The following is a 20,071-nucleotide window of genomic DNA, read 5'->3' on the forward strand; positions in this document are numbered from 1 at the left end:
TAATTAAGATGTTATACTCAAAAATAGAAGGTGAAGGAAAACCTTTCGTTATTATGCATGGTTTTCTGGGAAAGTCTGATAACTGGAAGACACTGGCAGGGCAATATGTAGAAGCCGGATTTCAGGTTCATATTTTAGACTTAAGAAATCACGGACGCAGTTTTCATTCTGACGAATGGAGTTACGAGGCCATGTCTCAGGATATCTTTGAATATTGTCAGGCAAATAATTTAGATAAAATTGATTTGCTTGGGCATTCCATGGGCGGAAAAGTAGCGATGCTTTTCGCAGCAACACATCCCGAAATTGTAGATAAATTAATTGTGGCAGATATTGGTCCAAAATTCTACAAACAGCATCATCAGGATATTCTGGCGGGATTAAATGCAGTTGATTTTTCAGTAAAACCTGGCCGTGCCGATGTTGAAGAAATAGTCTCTCAATATGTTTCTGATTTAGGAACACGCCAGTTTTTGCTTAAAAATTTGTATTGGAAGGAGCCCGGACAACTGGCTTTTCGTTTTAATCTTGAAGTTTTTAATAATAATCCCGATGCAATAGGGAAGCCGCTGGCTGAAGGTTTGGTTTTCGATAAGCCAACTTTGTTTATTCGTGGCGGGGAATCCAGGTATATTTTAGATTCGGATGTTGATGCAATTAGAGGTTATTTTCCAAATTTACAATTAGAAACCATTCCAAATGCAGGACACTGGCTTCATGCTGAAAATCCGAAAATGTTTTTTGACTTTACAACTGCTTTTTTGAAATCATAATTAAAAAAAACAGTATTTTTAACTGAAATTTAAATCAGAAAAACTATGAAAATATTACTTAGACTTCTTGTTACTGCTGCTTTGGTTTTGTTGTTATCTAACGTATTGTCCGGCGTTCACGTTGCCAGTTTTGGAACAGCAGTTATTGTTGCAATAGTTTTAGGTTTATTAAATCTGTTTATTAAACCTATTTTAGTAGTACTCACATTGCCGGTTACGGTGATTACACTGGGGTTGTTTTTGCTTGTTATAAATGCCATAATTATTTTGTTGTGTACAAAGATTGTCGGTGGTTTTGCTGTTGATTCCTTCTGGACAGCATTAGTATTCAGTGTTATTTTGTCTATACTGCAATCAATCACCTATAAAATAGTAGGGGACGATAAAAAATAAAATACAAAGCGTTCAAAAGCGCTTCAAATACAATACATTAAAAACTTGGCTGGGTTGCAAAAATTTTATAATTTTGCAACCCAATTTTATTATGTAAATTAAAGAAGAAGATGGATATTAAAAGAGTAGCAATAGACGCTGTAAACGAGACCATTGTGATGAATGTTGTTCACATGGATTATAAAGGTCAGGTAGCAAAAAGAATTAACGAAAAAATGCCTTTAGCGCAAGTAAAAGGTTTTAGAAAAGGACAAGTTCCTAAAGATCTTGTTGAAAAACAATACGGAAAAGCTATTAAGCAGGAAGAGATCAAAAAAGTAGTTGATTTGGCTTTGGAGCGTTATATTCAGTCTGAAAGATTAAACCTTTTAGGTACTCCGCTTCCAAAAGTAAATGAAGATTTTAACTGGGATGCAGAAGAATTGACATTCGAATACGAAATTGGGTTAGTGCCAAACTTCGAAATCGACTTAGAAGCTAAAAACAATATTGTAAAATACGTTGTTACTGCTGATGATAAATTAATCGACGGACAGGTTGAGCGTATCCAGAAACAATTCGGAAAAGCAAATCCTGTTGAAAAAGTGACTGCAGATGCTGATGTTACAGGAACTTTCGCAAATGCTGAAAACGGAATCGAAAACAAAACAACTCTTTCATTGTCAGTTTTCAAAGACAAGAAAACAGCCGATTTGTTTATTGGTAAAGAAGTTGGCGATGTAGTTACTGTAAACACAAAAGGTCTATTTATAGACGATCACCAATTAATGGATTATTTAAAAGTACCTCACGATAATGTACATGATTTGGCTGTTGACGTGACTTTTACAATCGAAGCAATCAATGTTTCTGAACCGGCTGAATTGAACCAGGAATTATTTGATAAACTTTTTGGAGAAGGAAAAGTAGCTTCTCTTGAAGATCTGAAAGCTAAAATTAAAGAAGATGCTGAAGCTCAGTTCGCTCAACAGGCTGACCAAAAATTATTATTGGATGTGCAGGATTTCTTAATCGAAAACACAAAATTCGATTTACCTTCTGAATTCCTTAAAAAATGGTTACAGACTGTTGGAGAGAAAAAACTTTCTGCAGAAGAAGCTGAAGTAGAATATGCAAGATCTGAAAAAGGTTTACGTTTCCAGTTAATCGAAGGAAAAGCAATGGCTCAAAGCAACATCCAGATTACTTTTGAAGACTTGAAAGAGTTTACTTCAAACGCAATCAGACAGCAGATGGCTCAGTTTGGGCAAACAAATCCAACTAATGAAGAAGTAGAAGGAATCGTTGCGAGAGTTCTGTCTAATCAGGATGAAGTGAAAAGACTATCTGAGCAGGTTGTAGCAGCTAAATTGTTAGAATTGTTTAAAGAAAAAGCAAATCCAACTACAAAAGAAGTTACTTACGACGAATTTATTGCTGCGTCTTACGGAGAATAATTTCTGAAAATTAAGTATATATAGAGCGTCACGGATATTTTTCCCTGACGCTCTTTTATTTTTTTATTTCATCTGAAGAAAAGTTTTTTTTGATGTGGGTTTCAATTTATTTTTTATTACTTTTCAGAAGCTAATCCAGCTATCCGTTACAAGTTTTTTCATTGCTGCCTTTTTTTGTAAGGCAAAAAAAGAGCTTCCGCCGGTCGCTTTTTTTTACCAAACAAAAAATAGTTGCTATTTCAAAAAGCTTTTCACTGCTATCTGGGCTAAAAACAAGACATATTGACATCATGTGAAATTAAGGTATGACCTTTGATGAAATAAAATAAATTGTTACGTAAAACTTAGAACACTTAAAATATGAACTACGGTAAAGAATTCAAAAATTTTGCTACAAAGCACCACGGAGTAAATGCCATGTATTATGACAAAATCATCAGCGCTATGACGCCGACGAATTTAACTCCAAATATTATTGAAGAACGTCAATTAAATGTTTCAATTCTTGATGTATTTTCAAGATTAATGATGGACAGAATTATCTTTTTAGGAACTGGTATAGACGACCAGATTGCAAATGTTGTACAAGCGCAATTGTTATTCTTAGAAAGTGCTGATGCATCAAAAGATATTCAGATTTATTTAAATTCCCCGGGAGGAAGTGTTTACGCAGGTCTTGGAATTTATGATACAATGCAGTACATCAAACCTGATGTTGCTACAATCTGTACGGGAATGGCCGCTTCTATGGGAGCAGTATTATTATGTGCAGGAGCAGCAGGAAAACGCTCGGCACTGCCGCATTCAAGGGTAATGATTCACCAGCCATCAGGAGGAGCTCAGGGAGTTGCCACAGATATGGAAATCAATTTACGTGAAATGCTGAAACTGAAAGATGAATTATATCATATTATTTCACAGCATTCAGGACAGTCTTTCGAAAGAGTCCATAAAGACAGTGAGCGTGATTACTGGATGAAAGCTGACGAAGCAAAAGAATATGGAATGATTGACGAAGTATTAAGAAGAGGATAATTCTTAAAAGTTGTCTCAAGTTTCAGGTTTCAAGTACATAGATAACCTGAAACCTGAAACTTGAAACCTGAAACAAAAAATAACAAAATATTAAACTGTAAGGAGTTAAGTTTTAAAGTTTTAATTTAAAAAAGCTTAGAAACTTAGTATCTTTGCAGCTTAGTAACTTAAATAAAGAATGGCAAAAGTAGTATTAGAATGTTCGTTTTGTGGAAGAAAAAAGCCAGAAACTAATTTATTAATTGCCGGTATCAATGCACATATCTGCGATAAATGTATTGAACAGGCGCACGGAATTGTACTTGAAGAATTAAAATCAAGCGGGAGCTCTAAATTAGTTGGTGATTTAATTTTAAAGAAACCAAAAGAAATCAGAGCTTTCTTGGATCAATATGTTATAGGTCAGGATCAGACGAAAAAAGTAATGTCGGTTGCGGTTTACAATCACTACAAACGTTTAATGCAACAGCAATTGGACGATGAGGTAGAGATTGAAAAAAGTAACATCATCATGGTGGGTCAGACCGGAACAGGAAAAACATTAGTTGCAAAAACTATCGCAAAAATGCTGGATGTCCCTTTAGCAATTGTTGATGCAACTGTGCTTACAGAAGCCGGTTATGTAGGAGAAGATGTTGAAAGTATTCTGACTCGATTATTACAAGCCGCAGATTATGATGTAACCAAAGCTGAGAGAGGAATCGTATTCATTGACGAAATTGATAAAATTGCCCGTAAGAGTGATAATCCTTCCATAACACGTGACGTTTCCGGAGAAGGGGTTCAGCAGGCTTTGCTAAAATTATTAGAAGGAACAGTTGTAAACGTGCCGCCAAAAGGAGGGCGCAAACACCCGGATCAGAAATTTGTTGAGGTAAATACACAAAATATCCTTTTTATTGCCGGAGGAGCTTTTGATGGTGTTGAACGTATTATATCAAAACGTCTTAACCGTCAGGCAGTTGGATACTCAACTTCTAAGAATACAGACAATATCGACAAAGACAATTTATTGCAGTATATTATTCCAAAAGATATTAAAGACTTTGGTCTAATTCCGGAAATCATTGGTCGTCTTCCGGTTTTAACCCACATGGACCCTTTGGATAAAGAAACGCTTCGTGCTATTTTAACTCAGCCTAAAAATGCATTAGTAAAACAATATCAGAAATTGTTCCTGATGGATGAAGTAGAATTCAATATTACGGATGAAGCTTTAGATTTTATTGTTGACAAAGCTTTAGAATACAAACTGGGAGCCCGTGGATTGCGTTCATTATGCGAAGCAATTCTAACAGATGCTATGTACGAATTGCCAAGTTCTGATGATAAAGTTCTGTCAATCGATAAAGATTACGCAGAGCATACATTGAGTAAAAATTTATTGAAGCGCATGGAAATTGCTTCTTAAATTTAAAAACAATATTTTTTTCTAAAACCTGTTCATTTATTTGGGCAGGTTTTTTTTATAGAATTTTTCAAAAAAAGTCACCGACTAAGTAGCAAATTCATTTCCATTTTTAAGCTAATCAATTCCTGATGTGAATTATAAAATCCAGGCAATTTTAATTATAACTTTTGGCATTGAAGTTTTTGTATCTTTCAATTTAACCTCTTAAATGTAGCATTATGAATGAAGTTATTGAAGAATCTGACGGCCATATACTTCTTTGGCAAATTATAAACATTATCGGATTAATAATCGTTGTGTATGTATTGTATTTGCTAATTAAATTTTTACGGAAAAAGTTTAATAAATGAGAGAATAAAATCCTCAATTAATCTTAGGCTCTACTTAACCCTAAATTTCTCCCGATATTCAATTGGTTTCATTCCCACCATTTTATAAAATACTTTTCTGAATGCTTTTGGGTCATTGTAACCGGTTTTTTCTACAATTTCTGAAATCGAAAGCTGGGTTTGCTCCAGATATTTTTTTGAACTCTCCACTCTTATATTTTGCAGGTATTCAATAGGCGGAATTCCGGTAACCTGTTTGAAACGGCGTGTCATGTTGCGCGTGCTGGTTGGAATATCTTTAGTGATTTCTTCCAGTTTTTCAATGGAATGGTATTGGGATTCGATTTTTTGCTGCAGCATCGCAACCAAACTATCATTGTGTAAATGATTTGGCCTGAAAGTACTGAAATGACTTTGCTTGTATCTGTTTAAATCGATAGAAAAAATCTTTGCAATTTGTACGGCGATTTCGTTTCCGCAATATTTTTGAACCAAAAGGATCAATAAATGGAAGGTTGAGGTTGAGCCGCCGCTGGTATACAAACTTCCGTCTGCTGTGAGAGTTTCTTCAGATTTTAATTTTACTAAAGGAAAAGCTTTTGTAAATGCACTGCAGGCATCGACATGTGTAGTAGCCAGCTTTTCGTTGAGCAGACCTGAAGCTGCAAACAAAAATGCCCCGGTACAAAAGCTTGCCATTTCGGCTCCCGATTGATGCTGTTTTTGCAGCCACGGAATAAATTTCCGGTTTTTTGCAATCATTTCGCTCATGTTATCTGTTGTAAAAGCCGGTATCAAAATAAGTTCTAAATTTTTATCCGAATCCTCAATTGAATTTACTTCGTATCCAAATATTTTTTTTTCGTTGATTTGCTCAGCCGATTGAAAAACCATCATTTCAAAAGGTTTTTCAGTTTCATTGTGTAATTTGTTGGCTGTTTCAAATACTTCTAAAATGGCTGCCACACTTAGTAATTTGTAGTCATGTCCTAAAATTAAACCTACTTTCTTGCTCATGATTTTTTATTTTCAATTCTACGAAGATATATATTTTGTCTCAAATGACCCTAAAGTTGACTTTTAATGTCGTTTAAAGCTGGTTTTGAAATTTTAAATTTGTCTTAGATAATTTGTAATTTTATAAATATGGAAACAAAAATTTTCTTAAATGTTCCTGTAAAAGATTTAAATAAGTCAATAGCGTTTTTTACGCAGCTGGGTTTTTCGTTTGACTCAAAATTCACAAATGAAAAAGGAGCCTGCCTGATTATTGGTAAAAATATATTTGCAATGCTTTTATTAGAAGATTTTTTTAAAACATTTTCTCAAAAAGAAATTTGCAACACAACAACACATACACAAATGATTGCTGCTGTCTCTGTGGAAAGCAGGGATAAGGTGGATGAAATTATTAAAGGAGTTGTTCAGGCTGGCGGTGAACTACACAATGAAGCTAAAGATTTTGGCTGGATGTATCAAAGAGATTTTTTTGATTTAGACGGACATCACTGGGAGATTTTCTTTATGGATGAAAGTCAGATTCCGCAAGAAAATTAATCTTTTAATTTATTCATGACGTTACAAACTAATGTTAATACAACAATTGGGAAAGTTTGGGAATTCCGGACGACTCCAAAACATATTCAGAAAGGAACAATCCCACTGATAACTGGCTTACGCCGAATGTAGAAAATGATGTAAAGGCCGGAAGTAAATTCAAATATGCGATGGCAACAGAAGATGGGAATAATTTCTTTTGATTATGAAGGAATTTATACTAAAGTGGACAGATTTTTAGTTATTGAATATTACCTTTCTAATAACAGAACAGGAAGCGTTCAGTTTGAAAGCCAAGGTGATAAAGTGAAAACAAAAGAAGTTTTTGAACCAAACAGCAAATTCTGAAAGTGAGCAATAGCAATTTGTACGGATGTTATTGATAATTTCAAAAGTTACACTAAAAGCCGGTTAAATGATAAATCAAGCAATTAAAAGCAGCGAAGTAACTGACTTTTTAAATCAGTTAAACCATCCGCTCAGGAATGAGATCGAGGAATTGAGAGATTACATTTTAGGATCAAATAAAAACCTGACTGAAAACATAAAATGGAATGCTCCGAGCTATTGCTTTCAGGATGAAGACAGAATTACCATGAGAATTCAGCCCATGACAACAAAAGTTCAGCTGATTTTTCACAGAGGTGCAAAAAAACAGGAACAACCTGCGGACAAATTAATTGAAAATAGAAGTAAAATGTTAGTCTGGAAAGAAAACGACAGGGCCATCATAACTTTTAAAAGTCTCCAGGAGATTAAAAATGGAAAAGAGCAGTTGCAAATAATTATAAACGAATGGATAACAGCAGCTAAAAATCAATAAAACATTTAAATAAAAACGAAAATGATTACTGTAAAAGCAACAATCAAAGCGTCAATAGAAAAAGTTTGGAATTTCTGGAATTCTCCCGAACACATTACAAAATGGAGCTTTGCTTCGCCGGACTGGCACACTCCTTACGCAGAAACTGATTTAAGAGAAGGCGGAAAATTCAAATCGACTATGGCGGCAAAAGACGGCAGTATGAGTTTTGATTTTGAAGGCGAATTTACTTTGGTAAAACCAAACGAAGCACTTGAATATGTAATGGCTGACGGAAGAAAGGTTGAAATTACTTTTGCTGAAACTGCAGACGGAGTTGAAATAACTGAAAGTTTTGATCCGGAAACTCAAAACCCTGAAGAAATGCAGCGTGCAGGCTGGCAGTCGATTCTGGATAATTTTAAAAATTACACTGAAAACAATTAGCTTTTAGGTTCGGAGTGACAGCGATTCAAAGTTAATTCATATCGAATATTAAGATTTAAAATAATTGTTTAACAAATAAAATATCAAAAATGACAAAACAAATATGGTTGAATCTTCCTGTAAAGGATGTAGCAAAAGCGAAAGATTTTTTCTGGAAAATAGGTTTTTCGTTCAATGAACAGCATGATACACCAACTTCAACCTGTATGGTCGTAGGTGAAAGACATTTTGTAGTGATGCTTTTCGAAGAATCAATGTTTGCAGGTTTTTCACAAAATGGTATTACAGATACTAATTCGGGCTCTGAAGTTTTGATTTCGATTGATGCTGAGAGCAGGGAAGAAGTAGATGAAATGGCTAAAAAAGTACAGGATGCCGGCGGAACTGTTTTTGCCCCTCCGGCAGAAAGTCAGGACTGGATGTACGGTTGTGGTTTTGCAGATTTAGACGGCCATCGTTGGAATGTCTTATTTATGGATTTTAGTAAACTATCGTAATTATGGAAACATTAGAATTTAAAATCAGAATCAAAGCTACGCCGGAAAAAATCTGGTCAGTTTTATGGGATGATGAAACCTACAGAATATGGACAGGTGCTTTTTGCGAAGGTTCATACGCAGTAAGCGACTGGAATGAAGGTGATAAAATACATTTCATGTCTCCAAACGGAGAAGGAATGAATAGTATTATCGAAAAAAAAGTTCCAAATGAATATATGGCTTTTAAGCATATTGGAGAAATAAAAGACTTTAAGGAACAGCCTCTTAATGAAGAAACCGAAAAATGGAGCGGTTACATGGAAACCTATCGATTAATTCCCGATGGAGAATTTACAGATCTGGTTTCGTATGTTGATGTAATCGAAAAGCATATCGATTATTTTAAAGAAGCTTTTCCAAAAGGCCTGGAGGCGGTTAAGGAACTTTCTGAGAAGTAAAATCAAATGTCAGTTGCAAAAATCAATTTCAATAAAAAAACAATTGCAAGGACAATAAATATTAATAAAAATATCAAATCATGGCAAAAGCAGTAAATACCTATTTAATATTTAACGGAAATTGCGAAGAGGCATTTCAGTTTTACAAATCCGTTTTTGGAGGTGAATTTCAATATATTGGAAAATTTAAAGACGCACCTCCGGAAGACGGTGGTGAAGCACTTTCAGAAGAAGATTCAAACCGGATTATGCATGTTTCGCTTCCAATTGGAAGTACAGTTTTAATGGGAAGTGACAGCCATCCAAAATTTGGAGATGTAGGTTTTGGGGATAATTTTTCAATTTCTATCAGTGCAGAAAGTACCGAAGAAGCAGATAAAATATTTGGCGGACTTACAGCTGACGGAAGAGTAGATATGCCAATGCAGAAAACTTTTTGGAGTCCTTACTTCGGAATGCTTAAAGATAAATTTGGCGTCAACTGGATGATAGATCTTGCCGAATGTGATGAAGACAATAAAAGTTAGGTTATTTCAATATCGAAACATAATTGTTAAAATAACTAAAAAAGCACATTCAGAATGTGCTTTTTGTATTCAAAAAAACAATCAATATTCTTTTATATCAACAATAGATTGCCGATTTTTGTCGCTTCTTAAAATCAATAAGGATAAAATGGCAAAAGACGATAAGGAAATTATTTTATTAAAAGTTTCAGGACACGACAAACCGGGTGTTACAGCAGGTTTAACCACAGTATTAGCAGCTTATGATGCTGTTATTTTAGATATAGGGCAGGCCGATATTCACGATACATTATCTTTAGGAATTTTATTCGAAATCGAAGCCGGCTCCAGTTCCGGACCTGTTTTAAAAGACCTTTTGTTTAAAGCTTACGAACTCGAAGTAAAGGTTAAATTCATTCCTATTTCTGTCGAAGATTACGAAACCTGGGTAAAATCACAATCGAATCAGCGCTACATCATCAATATTTTAGGAGAAAAATTAACGGCTGTACAATTGGCTGCCGTAACTAAAATAATGACAGACCAAAACCTGAACATTAATTCTATTATCAGATTGACAGGAAGAACCTCAGTTGTTGAAAAAGAAGAATATCCACGTTCCTGTATTCAACTTTCCGTAACGGGTGAAATTGTAAACAAGATCGAAATGACAGCCAGTTTTATGGCAATTTCAAGAACTTTAGATGTTGACATTTCGTTCCAGGAAGACAATATCTACAGAAGAAACAGGCGTTTGGTTTGCTTCGACATGGATTCAACTTTAATTCAGACAGAGGTAATCGATGAATTGGCAGAACTAAACGGAGTAGGGGATCAGGTAAGAGCCATTACCGAATCTGCTATGAACGGCGAAATTGATTTCAACGAAAGTTTCAAAAAGCGTATGGCTTTGCTGGAAGGTTTAAGCGAAGATGTTTTACAAAAAGTGGCTGAAAACCTGCCTATTACAAAAGGAGCACACCGTTTAATGAAAGCGTTAAAATATTACGGCTATAAAACTGCTATTTTATCCGGAGGATTTACCTATTTTGGCGAATACCTGCAAAAAGAACTGGGAATCGATTATGTACACGCCAATCAGCTGGAAATTAAAGACGGAAAATTAACCGGTAAATATATTGGTGATATTGTAGATGGTTTAAAGAAGGCAGAATACCTGACAGCCATTGCTGAAAAAGAAGGAATCCACATCAACCAAACCATTGCGGTTGGAGACGGAGCAAACGATTTGCCAATGATCAACCTTGCAGGTCTCGGAATTGCTTTTCACGCCAAACCAAAAGTAAAAGAAAGCGCCTCAAATTCGATTTCAAGTTTAGGTCTCGATGGTGTGTTGTACCTGTTAGGCTATCACGACCGATATATTGATATGATGTAAACATAAAGGAAAGTGTCATCCTGAGCGGAGTCGAAGGCTTTCCAGGATAAAAGGGCTTCGACTCCGCTCAGCCTGACAAAGTAAAATAAAAACCTTAGTTCATAAATTTGACCTAAGGTTTTTTTATGGGCATGTCCCGCAGAAAAAGCGGGTCGGGCTATTCGTTCTAATCTTTTGTGCCGAACCCCGGCACAAAAGGATTTCCACTACTATCCCTCATGCGGGTTTAGTGGAATTAGCATTTATAAAAAATATAAATCGAAAGAAGCTTGTGCTAGTGCGAGCGTCTCGCTCGTACCCACAAAGAAAATAATTTGAATTTTTGTGCTCACGAGCGGAACGCTCGCGCTAGCATTGGGAAATCACACAAGTAAATCACATGCAGTATTTCAATAACAATCTGCTGCTCAACTTGTGTGATTTCTCCCGAAAAGGTCGAAATGACAAATTGAATTTAAATTATAAAGTAAGTATCTAATTTATGAAATTAATATTGTTCTTCAAAGAAATCTTGATCTAATTGTTTGACTTCATAAGTTGCTTTTATTTGAATTCCAACATTAAATTCGTGCATTAAATCCACTAATTTATTTCCATCTAATAAAATTATTTTGTGATGAGCATTTTTAGCTTTTTCAATAGCTCCAATATCAAATAGTGATGTTGTAACAAAAACACCTTTATTTGTATCTCCACTCATTGCACCGATAAAATTTCGAATATCTTTTTCTCGAACTTTATTTTCATTAAATCTTTTTGCTTGTATGTAAATTTTATCTAAGCCAAGTTTATCTTCGTTTATGATTCCATCAATTCCACCATCACCAGATTTTGAAGTCTCAATAAATTCTCCGTAGCCCATCTTCTTTAGTAATATTAAAATTACTTTTTCAAAATAATATGGGTCTATAGTTTTTAGCTTTTCTAAAAGATCATTTTTTACTTCTTTTTCTATTTGAGAAAATCCAGTATCAATTAAATCTTGAGGCGAAGAATTTATTATTTCCTTTAATTCATTTTTTTTAGTGTTATTTTTTAGATTTTCTTCGGCATAGAAATTTACAATTCCCGAATCATCCACAACATTTTTCAAAGACAATTCGGATTTTTGTTTTAGACCTTTGTCTGTAATTTTGACATTTCCTCTTTCAGGATAAAATATATAACCACCTTTTTTTAAATATGATTTTCCCCAAGCAATTCGATTATTTACTAAATTTTCTCCTGATTTTGTCTTCTCTGCTAACTGTTCTTCGTTTAGCTGATAAAAGTACTTTTCAATTACCAATTTTTGTAATTCTCTGGTATGAATTGTTTTTCCATCACTAAGTACTTTCAAAATAGGATTAAAAGTTTCGTGAAATTTAGGTATTTCGATAATCATTATTTTTATAAATAATTTTTTATTATTAAAAGTCTTATCATTTAGGTACGTCTACTCTGAATTACATCCCCTTCAACTGCTCTAAATAATCCCTCTGATTAGAAAGCCTCGGAATCTTATGCTGCCCGCCTAATTTGTCACGTTCTTTCAGCCAATCATAAAACAAATTCTCACGGGCAACATTAATCACTAAAGGGTTTAAGGTCATGTTGTTGTAACGTTTTGCTTCGTAATCAGAATTTAAAGTCTGTAACGTTTCATCCAGCACTTTCTGGAAGAGCCCCACATCGGCAGGCTTTTGTTTGAATTCGATCATCCATTCGTGGGCGCCTTTCTCTTTGTCCTGCATAAAAATAGGGGCAACAGTATAATCAATAACTTCTGTCTGGGTGATCTCGCAGGCTTTGGCAATCGCCTGGTCAGTATTTTCAACCATTAATTCTTCGCCAAAAACATTGATGTGATGTTTGGTTCTTCCTGTAACCCTGATTCTGTATGGGTTTAATGAGGTAAACCGAACGGTGTCACCAATTAAATAACGCCACAATCCTGAATTAGTAGTAATAACAATAGCGTAGTTTTTATTCAGCTCCACATCAGCCAGACGAATTACTTTTTGGTTTGGCGTTCCGTAAGTGTCCATCGGAATAAATTCGTAGAAGATTCCGTAATCCAGCATCAACAATAAATCACTGGAATTGTTCAAATCCTGAATCGCAAAAAAGCCTTCGGAGGCGTTGTAAATTTCGTAGTACTTAAAATCCTTGCTTGGCAGGATTTTCTTGTATTGTTCTTTATAAGGAGAAAAACTCACCCCTCCGTGAAAATACACTTCAAGATTCGGCCAAAGCTCTAATAAGTTTCCTTTTCCTGTATCTTCCAGAACCCTGTTCATCAAAACCAGCATCCAGGACGGAACTCCGGCAAAACTGGTTACATTTTCGTTCTTGGTTTCGTTGATGATGGCGGCAATTTTAGTTTCCCATTCACTCATCAGCGAAGTCCTGCTGCTTGGCGTACTGCTGAATTCGGCCCAGATTGGCATATTTTCAATCAAAATCGCTGATAGATCTCCAAAAAAAGTATTGTTGTTTTCATAAATTTGAGAACTTCCACCCAAACGAAGACTTTTCCCTACAAACAATTCCGAATCCTCATTATTATTTAAATACATACAAAGTAAATCCTTACTGCCTTTGTAATGGCAGTCTTCAAGAGCTTCGTTGCTTACGGGTATAAATTTACTTTTGGCATTAGTGGTTCCGCTGGATTTTGCAAACCATTTTATAGGACTTTCCCAAAAAACACCCTGTTCTCCCTGGCGTGTACGTTCAATCAGAGGCTGTAATTCTTCGTAACCTGAAACCGGAACTCTTTCTGCAAAAGTTTTATAAGAACTGATAGAGGCAAAATCGTATTGTTTTCCAATAATTGTATTTTCTGAAGCCGTCAATAAATTATGCAGCAGTTCTTCCTGAACTTCATTGGGATATTTTAAAAAAAGTTCAATTTGATGTATTCTTTGTTTGAGAACCCAGGATGCAAAAGAATTTATTATAGATAGAGGCATGAAGAATGTATTTAGGTTTAAGATTTTAAGTTACTACTATTTACTATAAATGCAAATACCGGAAATTTAAAATTTGAATATCGGCGGACAAAATGTAACTTTGTTGCCACTCAAAAATAGTGTTTTTTTATAAAAAACAATTTATTTAGAATAAAGATTCCATTTCAAAAATCCCATTTTTAACAAGATAAAATCTAAAATCAGCAATCTAAATCTTATGACCTACGAAGGAGTACTTACAAAAATGCAGACGGAAATTGGTGACCCAATTCAGTATTATCTGGTTTTCGAAGATAGTTTTCTAAACATGAATCAGTTACTGAATAAGGAAATCGAAATTAATTTTGCAGGCTACCAATGTTTGAATTGCTGTAAAAAGAAAAAAATATTCCGTCAGGGATTTTGTTACGACTGCTTTTATTCAAGTCCGGCTGTAGGAGACTGGATTATGAGACCGGAGCTGAGTACGGCACATTTAGGAATCGCAGACCGGGATTTGGAGTACGAACAAAAAGTTCAGTTGCAGCCACATATTGTTTATCTGGCTGTGGCAAGTGAAATAAAAGTAGGCGTTACCCGCAAAACACAGGTCCCGACCAGATGGATAGATCAGGGCGCGAGCCAGGCAATTGCAATTGTTGAGGTTCCGAATCGATATTTGGCAGGAATAACTGAGGTTGCCTTAAAAAATCATTATACGGATAAAACCAACTGGAGGAAGATGCTTCAGAATCCATTGGAAACTTTCAACCTGATCGCTGAAAAAGAAAAATTAGAAATCTTGATTCCGGAAGTCGCCAGAGCATATTTTTACAGTCAAAAAGATGATGTTTACGACTTAATTTATCCGGTTTTGTATTATCCGGCAAAAGTGGCAAGTCTGAATTTAGACAAGACACCATCATTTCATGGAAAACTGGTTGGAATCAAAGGTCAGTATTTGATTTTTGAAAATGGAACTGTTTTCAATGTCCGCGGATCGGAAGGTTATTTGGTTACAATTTCAGTTTAATTAATAAAACTGTATGTTTTTTTTATAAAGTAACTTTTATTTAAGTATCAGATTACGAGTTGTTTGGAGTAGTAATTTTGAAACATTTTGTAATAATTTTATAATAGTTAATTGTTGATTGATCTGTATTTTTAAAAATTTAGGAAGCTATTTTGTATTTGCTGCAAATGAATTTCTTTTTTTTAATTGTAAATCAGATTAATTACTATAAAATGGGAGTTCTGAGTAAAATCAATGTTGCGAGACGTAAATTAACGCAAACTCTGACAAAGAATATCGGCAAAGTAAATGCTGATCACAGTTTTACTTTGGTTGACAGGAATGAAATTAAAAGAATTTTAATTTGCAGACCTAATGCACGATTAGGCAACCTTTTGTTGATTACGCCTTTTGTTCAGGAATTAGAAGAAATATTTCCAAACAGTAAAATTGATTTATTTGTAAAAGGTTTTTTAGCTCCGGTGATTTTTGAAAATTACGATTCTGTTGACAGGATAATTCAACTACCTATAAAGCCCTTCAGTAGTTTACTAAAGTATTTTGCTGTATGGATTTCTTTAAAAAAATATAAATATGATATTGCCATAAATGTAGATCAGGGTTCTTCGTCCGGCCGACTGGCAACAAAATTTTCAAATTCTAAGTTTAAGTTTTTTGGCGACCTGCCTTTTTCTGCCAATTTATATTATGGAGACTATGCCCACATAGCCAAATACCCAATTTATCATTTCAGGGATTATGCAACCAAATTAGGTTTTGAAAGAAGAGAACAGAGCATTGCTCCGTTAAATCTTAAACTCACTTCAGTTGAGATCATAAAAGGCAGGCAAACATTACAAAAATTGGTCAATAACTATAAAAAAACAATTTGTGTGTTTACTTATGCAACAGGAGCAAAATGCTTGTCACAAGACTGGTGGGAAGACTTTTATGCCGGTTTAAAATCTGGATATGAAAATTTTAATATTATCGAAATTCTGCCTATAGAAAACGTTTCTCAGATTGGTTTCAAAGCACCAACATTTTACAGCAAAAATATTCGGGAAATTGGTGCTGTAATTGCGAATACAGATTTGTTTATCGGAGCTGACAGCGGAATCATGCATTTGGCCAGTGCAGTTCATACCCCAACTGTAGGATTGTTTTCAGTTTCCAGCCTGAAAAAATATGAACCTTACGACAATAACAGTATTGGAGTAGATGTCACTAGTCTTTCTGAAAAAGAGTATTTCAAAATTTTTAATACCATTTTAGATAATGGAAAATCAGGACTCTATTCTAAAGCAATTTAAAAAATATAAAAAAGGCCAATCTGATAGAGACTGACCTTTTATTTTTTAATTTATTTTTTCTTTTTAAACAAACCATTTAGTAAATCGCTGGCTTTAGCTTTGACTTCTTCATTGGTTTTTGCTTTATTCTCTGTTGCTGTTTTTGTGGTATCTTTTGATTTGGTGTTTTTATTTAGCAAATCATTAAGAGCTGCAGCACCTTGTTTGCTTAATTTATCCTTTTGTTGACTAACGATCTGATTGGTAAGGTTGTTAACTGCTGTTTTAGTATCAATAGCCACTTTCGGATTTGAAAAATTACCGGTTATCATTCCCGAAATTGGAATGTTTTCCAGTTTAGCCGCGTCAGCAGGAGATAATTTTGAAAGAAAAGCATTTGCTTCTTTCCCCAGATATTTAGCCGGGACATCTAATTTTAAATTATAATTCATGGTCTGGTCAAAACCATGTGTTCCGCCAATAGTGGCTTTGATATCCTGATATTTAATGTCAAAAGGTTTGATGTTTACCTTTCCATTATCAAATGTTAAAGCCATTTTCAGGTCATTCAGATTCAGTTTATTTACATCTATGAAATTTACTTTTGAACTTAAAGAATTCAATAAAGTCGAATTTTTGGCATTTACGGTTGTTGAAAGCAATTGCCCTAATAAGTCACCTGAAATTGAAGCCAAGTCGGGAGTGAGTTCCCTGGCATCTAAATTTCCGTTTAATTTGATTGTTGAATTCAGTTTACCATTAATAATTCCTGCAATTGGAGCAATTTTTTTCATCATATCCAATTGTGTAAAAGTCTGCGCAATATCAACCTGATTAAAACCTAAATTCATGTCAAAGGCAGGAACCTTTGTTTTTGTCGAAACGGCGCCGCTTAAACCGATTGTTCCTCCAAAAATAGAAGTTTTGAAGTTTTCTAAAGTGGCTTTTTCGTCCTTGATGATTAATTTTCCTGAAACCGCAGTCAGTTTTAAATTATCATATAAAACAGTATTTGCTTTAGCATTTAAAGTACAATTTAAAAATGCCGGAATCTTCATTGCTTCTGCCGGTTTTGCAGCCGTTGTTGTTTCAGCTTTTGCTTCCCCACCTGCAGTTGTCGTTTTTGCAGGCTCGCCCGAAGTCATAAAATCATCAACAGCTAATTGGTTTGAACTCATATTGAAGTTTCCTTTCAGCTCTTGTTTTTTAAACATAAAACCATAGAAATTCTCCAAAACTCCGTTAATGGCAATATCGCTTCTTCCTGTAGTGGCATTAAACTGTTTTAAATTGATTGTACTTGGATTAAACTCTACCAGGGCAGTACTGATGTTCATCGATTTATTATTCTCATCAGTATATTTGAAACCGGACAAACTCATCGTACCTGCGTTTTTTATGTTTTGATACTGACTTTTTTCTACAGAAGCCATATCAAACTTCGTTGTTACATCGGCTTTTAAGATACCTGCCAAAGGTTTGTCCAGTTTAATTGGGTATGCTTTTGAAAGATTGGCCAGATTGATAGTTCCTTTTAAAGCAGCATCAACAATAGGATTTACGGTTACGTTTTTAATATTCGCTTTAGCACTAAAAACATCCTGATCGATTCTAAAAGAAAGTTTGTCCAGATTTACATAAGTATCATTTAAAATACCGGTTTCATTGATTATTTTGGTGTCAATCACGATATTCTGAACTGATTTTGGTAAGTTCGGATATTGAAATGAAGCGTTGTGAGATGCAATTGCAATATTGAATTTCGGAACCGTTGTGTCTGTTAATTCCCCTTTTGCAAAACCAACAACGGTAAAATCCCCGGTTGTTTTTACACCATCAAGACTTGCAGCATAGGCGGATGGAATCAATCCTAAGAAATTGGTAAACGATGAGGTTGGAGTTTTAAATTTCAAATCATAAATCTGCGCTTTTTCAGCCATTTGAATAAATCCGTCAAATTCTAAAGGCAACTGATTGATTAAGGCTTTGTTCTCTTTAAAAGTATATTTGCTTTGCTCTAAATCAATTCCTAAAACGGCATCCAGCGTGAGTTTTACCTTTTTAAGGTAATTCATTTTATCCATGTCCAAAGAAACGTTAGCTGTCGTTTTTGTATTTAAATCCAGTTTAGAATTGGTAAAATCTCCGGTTCCTTCATGGTTCAGGCTGTCTATTACCATTTTTATTTTAGACCCCTCATCAATATATCTGAAAGTGAAATTTTCGATTTTGTAGCTTTGGATTTTTAAGGAAAGGGGATCGCTTTTGCCATCTGATTTGGTTTCTTTTTCATCTTTCAAAGCAATATCAAAGTTTCCAATGCCGTCCTTGTTGAAAATAATATTAATTATACCATTTTCAGAACTGATTCCTTCAATATTTAAAGGTTCTTCTTTTCCTTTAAAAAGTTCTTTGATGCTCATTTTTAAATCCAGTTGTCCTAACGAAACCAAAGTATCCCCTTCAAAAGGGGCTTTGTTGATAATCAACAGCTTTTCAATGGAAACATTGGCATTTGGAAAGTTTTTAAACAGACTTAAATCTGCTTCAGCAAAACTAACTTTTGCATCGACACTTTTGTTGATCGCCTCGGCAATTTTAGCTTTGATCTGATCTTTGAAGAGGTAAGGAACAGCAAATAAGGCAGCAACCAGAACTACGAGTACAATCGCTGTGATTTTTAAAATTTTCTTTAACATAATTATTAATATTTGGGGTTTGAAAGAAACAAAAAATAATCAATGATGCTGGCAAAAATAGCTTTTTATGCGGGAGATTTTTGGTAATTTTTTGATAAAATTCAATAAAAAAATCCGTTTGAGTTTACTATTTCAAACGGATTCGATTTAATTTTTATTGTCATTTCCGGATAAAAGAAACTATTTTGGAAGTCAGCGTTTCAGAAATGGGCATGGTTTCATTGCTGTAGCTTTCTATATTTGCCTGTTGGTCGCCCCCGATGACTTTCATGATATGGTTCATATTGTCAATAATCAGCAATTCAGAATTGGTATTGGCTTTGGATAAATTGTCGGCATCTTTTACTGTTACCTGCAAGTCTTTGGTTCCCTGAATAATCAGAATAGGGACATTTAATTTTTTAATTTCTTCCTGTGGGTTATATTTGAACCACGAAATTAAATAAGGCTGGACGCTTTGTCGAAAAAGAGAATTAAGCATTGGGTCAACATTCTTTACGGTTTTACCACTTTTCAGACTGTCAATAATAGGAAAGGTCATGTCTTCGATCTGCTTCATTCCTTTTGAAGAAATCTGCGCTTTTAAAATTTTATCCGCAGCATCTCCGGCTCCGGCAATTGAAACAAATTTGTCCGCTTTTGCTCCTGCAATCATTCCGATTAAAGAGCCTTCGCTATGCCCAATTACAATTACTTTAGAAAAACGTTTGTCTTGTTTTAATAAATTGATCCAGCTTTTTGCATCTTCGCTGTAATTTTCAAAAACCAGTTCTGCTTCCGAAGGGGCAGCAGCTTTGCTTTCGCCAATTCCTCTTTTATCGAAGCGTAATGATGCGATTTCGTTTTTTGCTAAAGCCTCTGCTAGCATTTTCAACGAATTGTTTTTCATCATCGGATTATTTCCGTTTCTGTCTGTTGGTCCCGAACCCGCAATAATTAAGGCAACCGGACATTTTTTGGATACTTCCGGAATTGTAAGCGTACCATACAACTGATCCATATTTATTTTTAATACTACCGGAGATTCCTTAAATGTGATTTCTTTTTTATCCTGAGCACTAACAAAACTTAGAATGAAAACGGTTAGAAGAAGAATTATTTTATTCATAT

21 protein-coding genes are annotated in these 20,071 nt (G+C 34.7%); 16 read left to right on the forward strand and 5 right to left on the reverse strand.

From position 1 onward, the window contains the following. Positions 1–8 precede the first annotated feature (8 nt). The 5 genes from GXM17_RS04625 (at position 9) to clpX (ending at position 5,048) form a co-directional block, all read left to right on the forward strand. Entirely contained in the window at positions 9–773 is a 765-nt protein-coding gene (locus GXM17_RS04625; RefSeq protein ID WP_163398113.1) for an alpha/beta fold hydrolase, read from the forward strand. Positions 774–818: 45 nt separating this feature from the next. Continuing rightward, complete coding sequence (locus GXM17_RS04630; protein ID WP_163398114.1) at positions 819–1,166, forward strand: phage holin family protein; 348 nt, start codon at positions 819–821, stop codon at positions 1,164–1,166. A 110-nt stretch (positions 1,167–1,276) separates the two neighbouring features. After that, positions 1,277–2,602 carry a trigger factor gene (locus tag GXM17_RS04635; protein ID WP_163398115.1) on the forward strand — a complete coding sequence of 442 codons (1,326 nt, stop codon included), beginning with the start codon at positions 1,277–1,279 and terminating at the stop codon, positions 2,600–2,602. A 360-nt stretch (positions 2,603–2,962) separates the two neighbouring features. Beyond that, positions 2,963–3,637: an ATP-dependent Clp endopeptidase proteolytic subunit ClpP gene (gene clpP, locus GXM17_RS04640; protein WP_163398116.1), complete on the forward strand. Its 675-nt coding sequence runs from the start codon at positions 2,963–2,965 to the stop codon at positions 3,635–3,637. A gap of 178 nt (positions 3,638–3,815) precedes the next feature. After that, on the forward strand, positions 3,816–5,048 hold the full coding sequence (gene clpX, locus GXM17_RS04645; RefSeq protein WP_163398117.1) for an ATP-dependent Clp protease ATP-binding subunit ClpX: 1,233 nt from the start codon (positions 3,816–3,818) through the stop codon (positions 5,046–5,048). A 380-nt stretch (positions 5,049–5,428) separates the two neighbouring features. Here the strand turns inward: clpX and GXM17_RS04650 are convergent, their stop codons facing one another. Continuing rightward, positions 5,429–6,394 (reverse strand): GlxA family transcriptional regulator, encoded by a 966-nt coding sequence (locus tag GXM17_RS04650; RefSeq protein WP_163398118.1) that lies wholly within the window; start codon positions 6,392–6,394, stop codon positions 5,429–5,431. A gap of 129 nt (positions 6,395–6,523) precedes the next feature. Between GXM17_RS04650 and GXM17_RS04655 the strand changes: the two genes are divergently transcribed. The 9 genes from GXM17_RS04655 to serB all read left to right on the forward strand — a co-directional run bounded on the left by GXM17_RS04655 (position 6,524) and on the right by serB (position 11,025). After that, the gene (locus tag GXM17_RS04655) at positions 6,524–6,934 is read left to right on the forward strand and encodes a VOC family protein (protein ID WP_163398119.1); all 411 of its coding nucleotides are present in this window, start codon (positions 6,524–6,526) and stop codon (positions 6,932–6,934) included. Positions 6,935–6,990: 56 nt separating this feature from the next. Further along, positions 6,991–7,137: an SRPBCC family protein gene (locus tag GXM17_RS04660; RefSeq protein WP_163398120.1), complete on the forward strand. Its 147-nt coding sequence runs from the start codon at positions 6,991–6,993 to the stop codon at positions 7,135–7,137. After that, a complete protein-coding gene (locus tag GXM17_RS04665; RefSeq protein WP_163398121.1) occupies positions 7,118–7,282 on the forward strand; it encodes an SRPBCC family protein in 165 nt (54 codons plus the stop codon). Before GXM17_RS04660 ends, GXM17_RS04665 begins: the two co-directional genes overlap by 20 nt. A gap of 67 nt (positions 7,283–7,349) precedes the next feature. Continuing rightward, positions 7,350–7,757: a DUF1801 domain-containing protein gene (locus tag GXM17_RS04670; RefSeq protein WP_163398122.1), complete on the forward strand. Its 408-nt coding sequence runs from the start codon at positions 7,350–7,352 to the stop codon at positions 7,755–7,757. A 21-nt stretch (positions 7,758–7,778) separates the two neighbouring features. Beyond that, positions 7,779–8,183, forward strand: coding sequence for an SRPBCC family protein (locus GXM17_RS04675; RefSeq protein ID WP_163398123.1), 405 nt, complete (start codon positions 7,779–7,781; stop codon positions 8,181–8,183). A gap of 89 nt (positions 8,184–8,272) precedes the next feature. After that, positions 8,273–8,680 carry a VOC family protein gene (locus GXM17_RS04680; RefSeq protein ID WP_163398124.1) on the forward strand — a complete coding sequence of 136 codons (408 nt, stop codon included), beginning with the start codon at positions 8,273–8,275 and terminating at the stop codon, positions 8,678–8,680. Between the two features lie 2 nt (positions 8,681–8,682). Further along, on the forward strand, positions 8,683–9,120 hold the full coding sequence (locus tag GXM17_RS04685; protein WP_163398125.1) for an SRPBCC domain-containing protein: 438 nt from the start codon (positions 8,683–8,685) through the stop codon (positions 9,118–9,120). Positions 9,121–9,200: 80 nt separating this feature from the next. Next, positions 9,201–9,647: a VOC family protein gene (locus GXM17_RS04690; protein WP_163398126.1), complete on the forward strand. Its 447-nt coding sequence runs from the start codon at positions 9,201–9,203 to the stop codon at positions 9,645–9,647. 148 nt (positions 9,648–9,795) lie between these two features. Continuing rightward, positions 9,796–11,025, forward strand: coding sequence for a phosphoserine phosphatase SerB (gene serB / locus GXM17_RS04695; protein ID WP_163398127.1), 1,230 nt, complete (start codon positions 9,796–9,798; stop codon positions 11,023–11,025). A gap of 487 nt (positions 11,026–11,512) precedes the next feature. Here serB and GXM17_RS04700 read toward each other — a convergent pair whose 3' ends face one another. Both GXM17_RS04700 and GXM17_RS04705 read right to left on the reverse strand, forming a co-directional pair. Then, the gene (locus tag GXM17_RS04700) at positions 11,513–12,409 is read right to left on the reverse strand and encodes a restriction endonuclease (RefSeq protein WP_163398128.1); all 897 of its coding nucleotides are present in this window, start codon (positions 12,407–12,409) and stop codon (positions 11,513–11,515) included. Positions 12,410–12,470: 61 nt separating this feature from the next. Continuing rightward, positions 12,471–13,979 carry a GH3 auxin-responsive promoter family protein gene (locus GXM17_RS04705; protein WP_163398129.1) on the reverse strand — a complete coding sequence of 503 codons (1,509 nt, stop codon included), beginning with the start codon at positions 13,977–13,979 and terminating at the stop codon, positions 12,471–12,473. 217 nt (positions 13,980–14,196) lie between these two features. On the opposite strand from GXM17_RS04705, the gene GXM17_RS04710 reads away from it, so the two are divergent. Both GXM17_RS04710 and GXM17_RS04715 read left to right on the forward strand, forming a co-directional pair. After that, positions 14,197–14,991, forward strand: coding sequence for a DUF2797 domain-containing protein (locus GXM17_RS04710; protein ID WP_163398130.1), 795 nt, complete (start codon positions 14,197–14,199; stop codon positions 14,989–14,991). 167 nt (positions 14,992–15,158) lie between these two features. Continuing rightward, on the forward strand, positions 15,159–16,283 hold the full coding sequence (locus GXM17_RS04715) for a glycosyltransferase family 9 protein (RefSeq protein WP_341872900.1): 1,125 nt from the start codon (positions 15,159–15,161) through the stop codon (positions 16,281–16,283). A 50-nt stretch (positions 16,284–16,333) separates the two neighbouring features. On the opposite strand, the gene GXM17_RS04720 is transcribed toward GXM17_RS04715, so the two are convergent. Further along, positions 16,334–18,961, reverse strand: coding sequence for an AsmA-like C-terminal region-containing protein (locus GXM17_RS04720; protein ID WP_163398131.1), 2,628 nt, complete (start codon positions 18,959–18,961; stop codon positions 16,334–16,336). Positions 18,962–19,121: 160 nt separating this feature from the next. Further along, the gene (locus tag GXM17_RS04725) at positions 19,122–20,069 is read right to left on the reverse strand and encodes an alpha/beta hydrolase family protein (protein ID WP_163398132.1); all 948 of its coding nucleotides are present in this window, start codon (positions 20,067–20,069) and stop codon (positions 19,122–19,124) included. Between the last annotated feature and the right edge of the window lie 2 nt (positions 20,070–20,071).

Source organism: Flavobacterium fluviatile (assembly GCF_010645065.1).
GTDB lineage: Bacteria > Bacteroidota > Bacteroidia > Flavobacteriales > Flavobacteriaceae > Flavobacterium > Flavobacterium fluviatile.

Bases quoted from the DNA above. Each gene is read 5' to 3' on its own strand.
- GXM17_RS04625 (WP_163398113.1), top strand. From the start codon at position 9: ATGTTATACTCAAAAATAGAAGGTGAAGGAAAACCTTTCGTTATTATG.
- GXM17_RS04630 (WP_163398114.1), top strand. From the start codon at position 819: ATGAAAATATTACTTAGACTTCTTGTTACTGCTGCTTTGGTTTTGTTG.
- GXM17_RS04635 (WP_163398115.1), top strand. From the start codon at position 1,277: ATGGATATTAAAAGAGTAGCAATAGACGCTGTAAACGAGACCATTGTG.
- clpP (WP_163398116.1), top strand. From the start codon at position 2,963: ATGAACTACGGTAAAGAATTCAAAAATTTTGCTACAAAGCACCACGGA.
- clpX (WP_163398117.1), top strand. From the start codon at position 3,816: ATGGCAAAAGTAGTATTAGAATGTTCGTTTTGTGGAAGAAAAAAGCCA.
- GXM17_RS04650 (WP_163398118.1), bottom strand. From the start codon at position 6,394: ATGAGCAAGAAAGTAGGTTTAATTTTAGGACATGACTACAAATTACTA.
- GXM17_RS04655 (WP_163398119.1), top strand. From the start codon at position 6,524: ATGGAAACAAAAATTTTCTTAAATGTTCCTGTAAAAGATTTAAATAAG.
- GXM17_RS04665 (WP_163398121.1), top strand. From the start codon at position 7,118: ATGGGAATAATTTCTTTTGATTATGAAGGAATTTATACTAAAGTGGAC.
- GXM17_RS04670 (WP_163398122.1), top strand. From the start codon at position 7,350: ATGATAAATCAAGCAATTAAAAGCAGCGAAGTAACTGACTTTTTAAAT.
- GXM17_RS04675 (WP_163398123.1), top strand. From the start codon at position 7,779: ATGATTACTGTAAAAGCAACAATCAAAGCGTCAATAGAAAAAGTTTGG.
- GXM17_RS04680 (WP_163398124.1), top strand. From the start codon at position 8,273: ATGACAAAACAAATATGGTTGAATCTTCCTGTAAAGGATGTAGCAAAA.
- GXM17_RS04685 (WP_163398125.1), top strand. From the start codon at position 8,683: ATGGAAACATTAGAATTTAAAATCAGAATCAAAGCTACGCCGGAAAAA.
- GXM17_RS04690 (WP_163398126.1), top strand. From the start codon at position 9,201: ATGGCAAAAGCAGTAAATACCTATTTAATATTTAACGGAAATTGCGAA.
- serB (WP_163398127.1), top strand. From the start codon at position 9,796: ATGGCAAAAGACGATAAGGAAATTATTTTATTAAAAGTTTCAGGACAC.
- GXM17_RS04700 (WP_163398128.1), bottom strand. From the start codon at position 12,409: ATGATTATCGAAATACCTAAATTTCACGAAACTTTTAATCCTATTTTG.
- GXM17_RS04705 (WP_163398129.1), bottom strand. From the start codon at position 13,979: ATGCCTCTATCTATAATAAATTCTTTTGCATCCTGGGTTCTCAAACAA.
- GXM17_RS04710 (WP_163398130.1), top strand. From the start codon at position 14,197: ATGACCTACGAAGGAGTACTTACAAAAATGCAGACGGAAATTGGTGAC.
- GXM17_RS04715 (WP_341872900.1), top strand. From the start codon at position 15,159: ATGAATTTCTTTTTTTTAATTGTAAATCAGATTAATTACTATAAAATG.
- GXM17_RS04720 (WP_163398131.1), bottom strand. From the start codon at position 18,961: ATGTTAAAGAAAATTTTAAAAATCACAGCGATTGTACTCGTAGTTCTG.
- GXM17_RS04725 (WP_163398132.1), bottom strand. From the start codon at position 20,069: ATGAATAAAATAATTCTTCTTCTAACCGTTTTCATTCTAAGTTTTGTT.